10 protein-coding genes are annotated in these 10,774 nt (G+C 61.1%); 3 read left to right on the top strand and 7 right to left on the bottom strand.

The window, feature by feature from the left end:
* Window positions 1–527, top strand: a 527-nt coding sequence (locus ACFFP0_RS03385) for a DNA methyltransferase (RefSeq protein WP_377256215.1), incomplete at its 5' end; no start/stop codon positions are given.
* On the opposite strand, the gene ACFFP0_RS03380 is transcribed toward ACFFP0_RS03385, so the two are convergent.
* Both ACFFP0_RS03380 and ACFFP0_RS03375 read right to left on the bottom strand, forming a co-directional pair.
* Window positions 524–1,195, bottom strand: coding sequence for a PDDEXK family nuclease (locus tag ACFFP0_RS03380; RefSeq protein ID WP_377256212.1), 672 nt, complete (start codon window positions 1,193–1,195; stop codon window positions 524–526). The two genes, ACFFP0_RS03385 and ACFFP0_RS03380, sit on opposite strands and share 4 nt — an antisense overlap.
* A gap of 84 nt (window positions 1,196–1,279) precedes the next feature.
* A complete protein-coding gene (locus ACFFP0_RS03375) occupies window positions 1,280–1,531 on the bottom strand; it encodes a DUF6074 family protein (protein ID WP_377256210.1) in 252 nt (83 codons plus the stop codon).
* A gap of 331 nt (window positions 1,532–1,862) precedes the next feature.
* Here ACFFP0_RS03375 and ACFFP0_RS03370 point away from each other — a divergent pair, with 331 nt between their 5' ends.
* A complete protein-coding gene (locus tag ACFFP0_RS03370; RefSeq protein ID WP_377256207.1) occupies window positions 1,863–2,657 on the top strand; it encodes a cell wall hydrolase in 795 nt (264 codons plus the stop codon).
* 50 nt (window positions 2,658–2,707) lie between these two features.
* Here ACFFP0_RS03370 and ACFFP0_RS03365 read toward each other — a convergent pair whose 3' ends face one another.
* Window positions 2,708–3,925, bottom strand: a complete 1,218-nt coding sequence (locus ACFFP0_RS03365; RefSeq protein ID WP_377256203.1) for an FAD-dependent oxidoreductase — start codon at window positions 3,923–3,925, stop codon at window positions 2,708–2,710.
* A gap of 134 nt (window positions 3,926–4,059) precedes the next feature.
* Here ACFFP0_RS03365 and dxr point away from each other — a divergent pair, with 134 nt between their 5' ends.
* The gene (dxr, locus tag ACFFP0_RS03360; RefSeq protein WP_377256200.1) at window positions 4,060–5,247 is read left to right on the top strand and encodes a 1-deoxy-D-xylulose-5-phosphate reductoisomerase; all 1,188 of its coding nucleotides are present in this window, start codon (window positions 4,060–4,062) and stop codon (window positions 5,245–5,247) included.
* A gap of 156 nt (window positions 5,248–5,403) precedes the next feature.
* On the opposite strand, the gene hemA is transcribed toward dxr, so the two are convergent.
* From hemA to ACFFP0_RS03340, 4 genes are all read right to left on the bottom strand, one after another.
* Complete coding sequence (hemA, locus tag ACFFP0_RS03355) at window positions 5,404–6,618, bottom strand: 5-aminolevulinate synthase (protein WP_377256196.1); 1,215 nt, start codon at window positions 6,616–6,618, stop codon at window positions 5,404–5,406.
* Between the two features lie 222 nt (window positions 6,619–6,840).
* Window positions 6,841–7,638, bottom strand: coding sequence for an FAD binding domain-containing protein (locus tag ACFFP0_RS03350; RefSeq protein ID WP_377256193.1), 798 nt, complete (start codon window positions 7,636–7,638; stop codon window positions 6,841–6,843).
* 13 nt (window positions 7,639–7,651) lie between these two features.
* Window positions 7,652–9,997 carry a xanthine dehydrogenase family protein molybdopterin-binding subunit gene (locus ACFFP0_RS03345; RefSeq protein ID WP_377256190.1) on the bottom strand — a complete coding sequence of 782 codons (2,346 nt, stop codon included), beginning with the start codon at window positions 9,995–9,997 and terminating at the stop codon, window positions 7,652–7,654.
* Window positions 9,998–10,120: 123 nt separating this feature from the next.
* Window positions 10,121–10,609: a (2Fe-2S)-binding protein gene (locus ACFFP0_RS03340; RefSeq protein WP_377256187.1), complete on the bottom strand. Its 489-nt coding sequence runs from the start codon at window positions 10,607–10,609 to the stop codon at window positions 10,121–10,123.
* Window positions 10,610–10,774: the final 165 nt, after the last annotated feature.

The following is a 10,774-nucleotide window of genomic DNA, read 5'->3' as shown; positions in this document are numbered from 1 at the left end:
ATCTGATGGAACTGGGGATGATGTTTCGCCATGACATCACAGTTGAGGTGAAATCTACATTACCTATTCCCGGTCGATTATACCCTGCTCACTATTCATTACTTTATTTCACGAAGGGGAAGCCCAAGACGTTTAGGAAAATTCGCACGCCTATTGAGGTCTGTCGGCATTGTGGTGGAGAGATCAAAGATTACGGCGGGCATCGGCACGCGATGAACCCGCTGGGCGTCAATCTGAAAGACGTTTGGACTGATATTCCGACAGTTAGACACTGGAAGTTCAAATCGAAGGGCCGGCCAGCAAACGCCCTATCAACTAAGCTCCTCGATCGTGTAGTTGAGATCAGCACGATCGAGGGAGACTTGGTCGTAGATCCATTTGGTGGGTCCGGTACGACTTTCGCAGTTTGCGAGAAGAAGAACCGTTATTGGATCGGCAGCGAACTGGACTTCTCGCAGCAGATCAAAGAGCGGTTAATAAACCAAGATATAGCTCACCACGCAAACACCGATCACGTTGAGGATTAGCTTTTTGCAATGAGTGCGGCGAGCATTGCTTCTTGTGCTCGTCCATCTTTTCCCTTCGGTATTCTCGGGCTATCCGTGCTCTCACCGTCTTGCTCAATGACAACCAGTTCAAGGACGCCTTCGGCAACGCTGAGATTTTCCCAGAGAGGGATATATGGGCGTATTTCCTCAATGTTACCAATGCGGTCGGTAAGATACCTCGCCAGCTTCATGTTTGGGATGATGAGCACGCCCGCTACACACTTTTTGGCAACGAGGCCAAGAGCCATCTTGTTGATAGCGCGGTGAGACGAACTCACATTGCCTGTCTCCCATTCAACGACCACCAAGCCTTCGTCGAACTGTCTCGCAGCGTCAATGTCACCGGGTCTTGTACCCTTGGCACGCCCTCGGGTTGTTACGGCAGTCTTTGTGGTAACCTCCCACGGATATTCCAGTGTCCAGCCATCCTCCTGCAACAGCTTCATCGGCTTGGCCTTGATAGGAACGACCCCGTTGCCGTGCCCGGACTTCTTGCCACTCTCCGGGTAAATGGTGAAAGCACCGGAGCCTACAGGCCATTCTGCTTGCGCAATAGCTGAATGAACATTGCTACGAATTGTTGTCCATGCACCGGATGCAGCGAATGAACCTCGGTTAAGCAGCATTACAGTCTCAACGATTTTCATTATCGAATCCCTTTCAGGATTCGAGCGTATCTTCCTCGTGTTGTATTGATAAGGTAATCAACTGGAAATTTCACTTAAGACAGGTCAGGCCGAAACGTTCAGTTCGCTTTCCGCGAACGCGGCCTGCAGTTCCATCTGGACCGCATGCATGAACAGGCCTGCCTGGCGCGAGATCTCCTCGTCGGCCACCCCCTGCCCCCTGAGTGTCCCGGCAAAGATCGTCATCTCCGATCGCCAGAAGCGGTTGGCCGCTTCTCCATGGAGCTGCCTGAGCGCTTCGGCGCATCGTTTGACATCGCCGGCGCGCCGGTCGGCCGGGAACTGTAGAACCGTCATTCTGTCTCCACCATTGTCGGGCGAATCGCCTGAGGATGGCAGCACCATCGCCGCGGTTCCTTCACAAAGATTGAACAACCGGCCTGCGCCGGTTCCGATATCCGCTTTTCGATGAACCCGTTCGCCCCGCCGAATCATTTTGGAGGCGACATTCCCGATCTCCTTGAAGAAGGAACGCTTTCAGGGACCCCGATGCTCCCTTCTTTTTGGGCGACTGGAATGATTTTCTTAACTTTTTTGACTTCTATAGATTTCGTTTGATCCGAAGCGGCACTTGCGGTACCTCTTTTCACGCCGAAGTGATTTGTGAAATTTTATCGCGGGGACGTTCATGACGGCGATTGCTTACGCTGCTTTTCGAGGGCTTGCCTGCCTGGTCGGATTCGCTCTTCTGGCCGGCTGCACCTCGTCCCAGACGACATCGTCGATCTCCAAGCCTTCCGTGAAGGCGAATTCCGCTCCGATCTCCAACATTCCGAAGAAGCAGGTGTACAGCTACACGACTGCCGATCGTGAATGCCTGAAGCGGGCCATGTATTTCGAATCCAAGCGGTCGAGCAAGGATGGCCTGATGGCCGTCGGCAGCGTGGTCATGAACCGGCTCACCTCCGGCGCCTATCCGGGCACGATCTGCGGCGTGGTTTCGCAGGAGAGACAGTTCGCCCCCGGCCTAATGACGCGGGCGATGCAGGAGGAAACGGCACCTCAGCTGAACGAAGCAGCCGACGCCATCCTTCGGGGCGAACGAAATCCCCAGGTGAAGGAAGCCATGTTCTTCCATCGCGATGGTTTGAAATTCCCCTATGACAACATGCACTATGTGACGGTCGCCGGCGGTAACGCTTTCTACGAAAAACGCGGTGACGATGGCGAACTGCAGACCCCGGCACCGAAAGCGGCGGATGACTACATCCTGAGCTTCGCGCCGCACCTTGCTGCTTCGCCGGGAATGATCGCGATGAACGACGTCGCGGCGCCCGCCACGACAGTGGCGGAAGCGGACGATCTGACGCTTCCGCTCGCGGTTCCCGTTCCCGCTCAAAGGCCGCAGCTCGCAAGCGTGTCCAGCGCCCAGATGGCGATGACGCCCCCGGAAGTCTGGTCCATTCGCGCGACCAGACAATAGTCTTCGGCTGGCGCCACGGAGGCAAGCCGGGCGTCGGGAGAACAGGCCGCTTATCGCGGCCTGACATGCTCCATGCGGAAACCGAGGCCGATAAGCCGGCCGGCAAGGTGGGCAAGCACCGGCCAGCGGGCGATGCCGCGAATGAAGGCGGGAGGACCCTTGCGTTTCCGCTCGTCCGCCTGATCCGTTCGCCGGCTGCTGCGCATCATGAGCTGCAGCTTCTGCGTCGCCTTCGTCGGAAATCCTCGGCGTTTCTCGACGGCCGCCAGATCGGCGTCGGCGAGCCTGCCTTCCCGCAACGGATGCGCCAGGATGTTGGCCGCGGCCACGGCGTCCTGGATGGCGAGGTTCACGCCCACGCCGCCGATCGGCGACATGGCATGCGCCGCATCGCCGATACAGATCAGCCCCGGCCGCCACCACCGCGCCAGCCGGTCGATGCGGACGGTGAGCAGGCTGGTATCGTCGAAACTCCGGATCTCCTGCATGCGATCAGCCGGCAACGGCGAGACGTCTGTCACCATCCGCCGGAAAGCCTCGACACCCTTCTCGCGGATGTCCGCGAACGTCCCTTTGCGGATGACATAACCGCATTGCCAGTAATCACCGCGATCGATCAGCACGAAACCCTGGCGCGGCCCCGCATGGCCCATCACCTCGTTCGGATCGCCAGCTTGCCTGGAGAGCTTCATCCAGACGACCTCGCTCGGAACGCCGAAGCTTTCCACGACCAACTCGGCCTTTTCCCGCACGACCGAGTTGCGACCATCGGCGCCGACGACCAGCCTGGAGCGGATCGTCAGAGTGCCATCGGAGGTCTCCACTCCCAGGCCGGCGACACGCCCCTGCTCTTCCAGCAGTTTCGTGACCTTCGCTTCCATGATCAGCCGGAAGTTCGGAAAGCTTTGCGCCTTGGCGGCGAGAAAATTCAGGAAGTCCCACTGCGGCATGAAGGCGATGAAACGGTTCCTCACCGGCAGACGGGAGAAATCGGCAATCGTGATCGTCTTCCCGCCCATCTCGGCGGAAAGCCTCGGCGCGCGCGTATGCGGCAATTTCAAAAACTCATCGATCAGCCCGAGTTCGTACATCACCTCCAGCGTCGAGGGATGGATCGTGTCGCCTCGAAAATCCCGCAGGAAGTCGGCATGTTTCTCCGCAACCACGACGTCGACACCCGCCCTGGCCAGCAGGAAACCGAGCATCAAGCCCGCCGGGCCGGCGCCGGCAATGACGCAAGCGGTATGGATTTCCCGTGTCTCGCTCATGTTCCTATTTCGCTCGAAGCATCGTTTGGGATCAAGCTGCACTTGGTCGCAGCCCGGGCGGAATTCAAGCCTGCTCTTGTGAGCCACGGCTTTCGCTTGTAGACCAGCGGCAGTTTTGTGAAACGGAAGCTATCATGGCCGGCACCGGCAAACGTCGCCTCAGCATTCTCGGCTCCACGGGTTCGATCGGCGTCAACACACTCGACGTCGTGGATCAGCTCGGAGGACGCGAGGCTTTCGAAGTCGTTGCGATCACCGGCAACAGCAATATCGCGTTGCTTGCCGAACAGGCCAGAAGATACGACGCGAAGCTGGCCGTGACTGCCGACGACACGCAATATGCGGCGCTGAAGGATGCGCTTTCCGGCAGCGGCATCGAGGCCGCGGCCGGCCGCGAGGCGCTGATCGAGGCGGGTGCGCGGGATTCCGACTGGGTGATGGCGGCGATCGTCGGCACGGCGGGCCTCGCTCCGACGCTCGCGGCGGCACGGCGCGGCGCCGATATCGCGCTCGCCAACAAGGAATGCCTGGTCTCCGCCGGGGAGCTTTTCGTAAGGGCGGTGGCCGAAGGCGGCGGACGGCTGATTCCGGTCGACAGCGAACACAGCGCCATCTTCCAGTCGCTGGAGGACGACCAGCACCACGCCGTCGAGCGCATCGTGCTGACGGCTTCCGGCGGTCCGTTCCGCACCTGGACGCGCGAGCAGATGGCCGGCGTGACGGCGGACATCGCCCGTGCCCATCCGAATTGGTCGATGGGCCTGAAGATCTCGATCGGCAGCGCGTCGATGTTCAACAAGGCGCTGGAGATGATCGAGGCGAAACATCTCTTCGACGTGGCGCCCGCCCAGATCGAAGTGATCGTCCATCCGCAATCGGTCATCCATTCCATGGTCGGGTATGCGGATGGTTCGGTCCTGGCGCAACTCGGCTGCCCGGACATGCGCACCGCAATCGGCTACGCGTTGACCTACCCGAACCGCTCGAAGCTGACTGTCGAGCGGCTCGATTTCGCCAGGCTCGCCAGGCTGGATTTCGAGGCTCCTGACGAGGTGCGTTTCCCGGCGCTCCGGCTGGCCCGCACGGCGCTGGAGCGCGGTGGTATGCAGGGAGCGGTCATGAACGCCGCCGAGGAGATTTCCTTCCATGCCTTCTGCGCCGGTCGCATCGGTTTCCTGAACATGGCCGATATCGCCGAGCAGGTGATGGACGACATGGCGGGTCATGCAGCCGCGACGACGATGGACGAGGTTTTTGCGGCAGATGCCGAAGCGCGGAGGCGTGCGGAAGAGATCGTCGCAAGGAAGGAATTGGCAGCGTAAGCGCCAGCTACGTTGTTGCGACAACGCCGGAGACACTCCCGAGTCATGCTCGGGCCTGCCCCGAGCATCTACAACGGTCCAACGTGTTGCAACGGCTAAATCCTCGGGACTGGCCCGAGGATGACGGCTGGGCGAGCCAGGCGGCTTTCAACCCAATCAGGCCACATGCCTTGCCAGCGCGCAGCGCGACCAGAGCTGGTGCAGCGAGCCGACCAGATGCTCGATATCGGCATCCGTGTGCAGCGGCGTCGGCGTGATGCGCAGGCGCTCGGTCTTGCGCGGCACGGTCGGATAGTTGATCGGCTGGACGTAGACGTCGCAGGTGTCGAGCAGGATATCCGAGATCCACTTGCACTTGGCCGCATCGCCCACCATGACCGGAACGATATGGCTCGGGTTGTGCATATGGGGAATGCCACGCTGGTCGAGCATCGCTCGCAGCTTGCGCACCCGGTCCTGATGACGGACGCGCTCGAACGGGCTCGCCTTGAGATGGCGGATCGAGGCGATCGCGCCTGCGGCAAGCGTCGGCGGCAGCGCCGTCGTGAAGATGAAGCCCGAGGCAAAGGAGCGGATGAAATCGCAGAGCGCCGTGGAGGCGGCGATATAACCGCCCATCACGCCGAAGGCCTTGCCGAGCGTGCCCTCGATGACGGTGAGGCGGTCCATCAGGCCTTCGCGTTCGGCAATACCGCCGCCGCGCGGGCCGTACATGCCGACTGCATGCACTTCGTCGAGATAGGTCATCGCGCCGTACTTGTCGGCAAGATCGCAAATCTCCTTGATCGGCGCGATATCGCCGTCCATCGAGTAGACGGACTCGAAGGCGATCAGCTTCGGCGCGTTCGGGTCGGCGGCCGCGAGCTTAGCTTCCAGGTCGTCGAGATCGTTGTGCTTCCAGATCACCCGCTCGCATTTGGCATAACGAATGCCTTCGATCATCGACGCGTGGTTCAAGGCGTCGGAGAAGATGATCAGGCCGGGAATCTTCTGGCCGAGGGTTCCGAGCGACGCCCAGTTCGACATGTAGCCGGAATTGAAGATCAGCGCCGATTCCTTGCCGTGCAGGTCCGCAAGCTCCTGCTCGAGAACCACATGGTAATGCGTCGTGCCAGAGATATTCCGGGTGCCTCCCGCACCCGCGCCACAGTGATCGATGGCTTCCTTCATCGCCTCGACCACGGCCGGATGCTGGCCCATGCCGAGATAATCGTTGGAGCACCAGACGGTCACTTCACGCGGGCCATCCGGAGTATGACGCGTGGCGCGCGGGAAATTGCCGCGATGCCGTTCGAGATCGGCGAACACCCGATAGCGGCCCTCTTTGTGAAGCCCGTCCAGTTCGCTCTTGAAAAATGCCTCGAAATCCATGTCACACTCCAGAACCTGCTTTGGTTTTGGTTTCAGCCGCGCTCTTCGTCAACCCCGCGATGCGTGAATAAAACCCACCTGCGGCAAAAGGCCCGTTTTTTTGAATTATTCCAATAAAAAACTTACGCGATATCGGCAATGTGACAATTGATCCACGTCAACCTAGAAAGAAAGAGCGGCAGACGCCGCTCCTTTCATTTTGTGTTTCGCCTCGATTCGTCATCAGCCAGCGGCGGCGACTGCTCGCTTCGCCATGACCTTGACGAGGTTGGCACGATATTCCGCATCGGCATGCAGGTCGGACAGAAGATTGGACGAATCGACCGCCACGCTCGCCAGGGCGTCGGGCGACCAGTTGGAGGACAGCGCCTGCTCGAAGCCCGACTGGCGGAAAACACCACCGGAGCCGGCCCCCGTCACGGCAACCCGCACGCCACCTGCGGCCCTCGCCACGAACACGCCGGTCATCGCAAAGCGCGAGGCCGGATTGTTGAACTTGGCATAACCCGCCTTTTCCGGCGCGTCGAAAGTGACGGCCGTCACCATCTCGCCCTCTTCGAGGGCCGTTTCGAAAAGGCCGGTGAAATAATCGTCCGCCGCAATCGAACGTCGGTCCGTGATCACCGTCGCACCGAGGCCGAGCACGGCGGCGGGATAATCCGCGGCCGGATCGTTATTGGCGATCGAGCCGCCGATCGTTCCCATATGACGCACATGCGGATCGCCGATATGGCCGGCAAGTTCGCAGATCGCGGGACAGACGGCACGAAGCTCGCGGGAGCCCGCGACCTCCGCATGCGGCGTGGCGGCACCGATCTTCACCCTGCGACCCTCGATCGAGATTCCGCGCAGGGCCGGAATATGCCGCAGGTCGATGAGATCGCTCGGCGCGGCGAGCCGCTGCTTCATGGTCGAGATCAGCGTCATGCCGCCGGAGAGATACTTGCCTTCCTCATGCGCGGACTGGAGCTTGACGGCATCTTCCACCGAGGAAGCGCGATGATAGCTGGTTGCGTACATGATCTCTTCCTCCTCAATGAGCCGTGTGCAAGGCCTGCCAGACCTTCATAGGAGTGGCCGGCATGGTAAGCCCGTTATTGCCGATCGCATCCGTGATGGCGTTGATGAGCGCCGGAGGCGAGCCGATCGCCCCCGCCTCGCCGCAGCCCTTGATGCCGAGCGGATTACCGGGGCACGGCGTGTTCTGGTGCGACAACTTGAAGGACGGAAGGTCGTCGGCGCGCGGCATGGCGTAGTCCATGAAGCTGGCCGTCAGAAGCTGGCCGTTCGCATCGTACCGCACGCCTTCGAGCAGTGCCTGGCCGATGCCTTGAGCAATGCCGCCATGGACCTGCCCCTCGACGATCATCGGATTGATGATATTGCCGAAATCGTCCGCGGCAACGAACTGGGCGATATCGGTCTCTCCGGTTTCCGGGTCGATCTCCACTTCCGCTATATAGCAGCCCGCCGGGAAGGTGAAGTTGGACGGATCGTAGAACGCCGTCTCCTTCAGCCCCGGCTCCATGCCGGCCGGCAGGTTGTGGGCGGTATAGGCGGCGAGCGCCACCTGGAGCCAGGGCAGCGTCTTGTCGGTGCCGGCAACCTTCAGCTCGCCGTTTTCGATGACGATGTCGCTCTCGTCCGCTTCCATCAGATGCGCGGCGATCTTCTTCGCCTTGGTCTCCACCTTGTCGAGCGCCTTGACGATGGCCGACATGCCGACGGCGCCGGAACGCGAACCATAGGTGCCCATGCCCATCTGCACCTTGTCCGTATCGCCATGGACGATATTGACGCTCTCGATCGGCACGCCGAGACGGCCGGCGACGAGCTGCGCGAACGTCGTTTCGTGCCCCTGGCCATGGCTGTGCGAACCGGTGAGCACCTCGATGGTGCCGACAGCATTCACCCGCACCTCGGCGGATTCCCAGAGCCCGACGCCGGCGCCGAGCGAGCCGACCGCGGCCGAAGGCGCAATGCCGCAGGCCTCGATGTAACAGCTCATGCCGATGCCGCGCTTCCTGCCTTTCGCTTCGGATTGCGCCCGCCGGGCGGCAAAGCCGCTCCAGTCTGCGGCCTCCATCGCGGCATTGAGGGATGCCTCGTAGTCGCCCGCGTCATAGTTCATGATGACCGGGGTCTGATAGGGGAAGGTGCGGATGAAGTTTTTCCGCCTCAGCTCCGCCGGAGAAACGCCGAGCTCGCGGGCCGCCGTCTCGATCGTGCGTTCGAGCAGATAGGTCGCTTCCGGACGCCCCGCCCCGCGATAGGCGTCGACGGGCACGGTATTGGTGTAGACGGTGCGGACGTTCGCATGGATCGCCGGGATCGCATACTGGCCGGACAGCAGGGTCGCATAGAGATAGGTCGGGACGGCCGAGGAGAACAGCGACATATAGGCGCCGAGATTGGCGAGCGTGTCGACCTTCAGGGCCGTGATGCGGTTGTCCGCATCGAACGCCATCTTCACCTTGGAGACATGGTCCCGTCCATGGGCGTCCGTCAGGAAGGCTTCGGTACGGTCCGAGGTCCACTTCACCGGCACGCCGGTCTTTTTCGAAGCCCAGAGACAGACGATCTCTTCCGGATAGATGTAGATCTTCGAGCCGAAGCCGCCGCCGACATCCGGCGCGATGACGCGCAGCTTGTTTTCCGGCGCGACATTGTAAAAGGCGCTCATGACGAGGCGCGCCACATGCGGGTTCTGGCTCGTCGTGTAGCAGGTGTAGTGATCTTCCGCCGCATCGTAGATGCCGAGCGTGGCGCGCGGCTCCATGGGATTCGGGGATAGGCGGTTGTTGGCGATCTCGATCTCCGTGACGTGGGCGGCGGATGCGATCGCCCTGTCGGCCGCATCCGGCTCGCCGATCTGCCAGTCGAAGATCAGGTTGTCGGGAGCCTCCGGATGAAGCTGCGGCGCGCCGGCGATAAGGGCCGAAGCCGCCTCCGTCACGGCGAGCAGCGGCTCGTAGTCGATGACGACGGCCTCGGCGGCATCACGGGCCTCGCCGAGCGAGTCCGCCACGACGATCGCGACGGCGTCGCCGACATAGCGCACCGTGTCGACCGCCAGCGGGCGCCAGGCGCCCATTTTCATCGGCGAACCGTCCTTCGAATGGATCATCCAGCCGCAGATGAGATTGCCGATGCCGTCCGCCTGCAACTGCTTGCCGTCGAGCACGTCGATGACGCCCGGCATGGACCTGGCCGCGCCCGCGTCGATGCCCCCGATCTTCGCATGCGCATGCGGGCTGCGGATGAAATAGGCATATTTCATGCCGGGCACGGTCATGTCGTCCGTGTAACGGCCCTTGCCGGTCAGGAAGCGTTTGTCTTCCTTGCGCGTCACGCGTGCACCGATTCCTTCGACACCCATTTTCGTCTCCTCCAGAAATGAGCGAATAGCGAATAGGAAGTAGCGGATAGAGGGCGTTCGAGCAGCGGCGGGCCAAACCAGCGGCCCGCTATTCGCTATTCGCCACTCCCTATTCGCTTGCCTTCACTCGGCTGCCTGCCGGCCTGCAGCCATTTCGGCATCGGCAGCGAGGATGGCCTTGACGATGTTATGATAACCGGTGCACCGACAGATATTGCCTTCGAGGCCGGCGCGAACCTTCTCTTCGGTCAGCGAGCCGCCTTCCCGGTTGATCATGTCGACCGCCGTCATCACCATGCCGGGCGTGCAGAAGCCGCATTGCAGGCCGTGATGCTCCTTGAACGCCGCCTGCACCGGATGCAGCTCGCCCTGGCCGGCGAGGCCCTCGATCGTCGTGATCGTCGAACCGGAAGCCTGCACCGCGAGGATGGAACAGCTCTTGACCGAACGGCCGTCCATATGGATGACGCAAGCACCGCACTGTGTCGTGTCGCAGCCGACATGCGTGCCGGTCAGGCCAAGCTTTTCGCGTATGAATTGGACGAGCAGGGTGCGGTCCTCGCACTCTCCGCTCATCGTGCGGCCGTTCACGGTCAGCGTCACTTTGGTCATCGTTTTCCTCCTTGCATCCCTCCCGGATACACTTCCGCATCATTTGCTTTTTTCCGCAGCGGATCAACTGCTACTTTCCATCTAAACGGCAATTATTTGGTCGACCGTCCGACCGTTGACGCCCTGCATTCATTGATAAATCAAAATAAAAGCGCACCGAAATCG

The sequence above is a fragment of the Neorhizobium puerariae genome, assembly GCF_042429745.1.
Lineage (GTDB): Bacteria > Pseudomonadota > Alphaproteobacteria > Rhizobiales > Rhizobiaceae > Neorhizobium > Neorhizobium puerariae.
Note: the sequence above shows the minus strand (reverse complement) of the source record. Positions and strands in the feature narration are given on the sequence as shown.

Excerpts from the sequence above, each read along its gene's own strand:
- ACFFP0_RS03380 (WP_377256212.1), bottom strand. The coding sequence starts at position 1,195 with ATGAAAATCGTTGAGACTGTAATGCTGCTTAACCGAGGTTCATTCGCT.
- ACFFP0_RS03375 (WP_377256210.1), bottom strand. The coding sequence starts at position 1,531 with ATGACGGTTCTACAGTTCCCGGCCGACCGGCGCGCCGGCGATGTCAAA.
- ACFFP0_RS03370 (WP_377256207.1), top strand. The coding sequence starts at position 1,863 with ATGACGGCGATTGCTTACGCTGCTTTTCGAGGGCTTGCCTGCCTGGTC.
- ACFFP0_RS03365 (WP_377256203.1), bottom strand. The coding sequence starts at position 3,925 with ATGAGCGAGACACGGGAAATCCATACCGCTTGCGTCATTGCCGGCGCC.
- dxr (WP_377256200.1), top strand. The coding sequence starts at position 4,060 with ATGGCCGGCACCGGCAAACGTCGCCTCAGCATTCTCGGCTCCACGGGT.
- hemA (WP_377256196.1), bottom strand. The coding sequence starts at position 6,618 with ATGGATTTCGAGGCATTTTTCAAGAGCGAACTGGACGGGCTTCACAAA.
- ACFFP0_RS03350 (WP_377256193.1), bottom strand. The coding sequence starts at position 7,638 with ATGTACGCAACCAGCTATCATCGCGCTTCCTCGGTGGAAGATGCCGTC.
- ACFFP0_RS03345 (WP_377256190.1), bottom strand. The coding sequence starts at position 9,997 with ATGGGTGTCGAAGGAATCGGTGCACGCGTGACGCGCAAGGAAGACAAA.
- ACFFP0_RS03340 (WP_377256187.1), bottom strand. The coding sequence starts at position 10,609 with ATGACCAAAGTGACGCTGACCGTGAACGGCCGCACGATGAGCGGAGAG.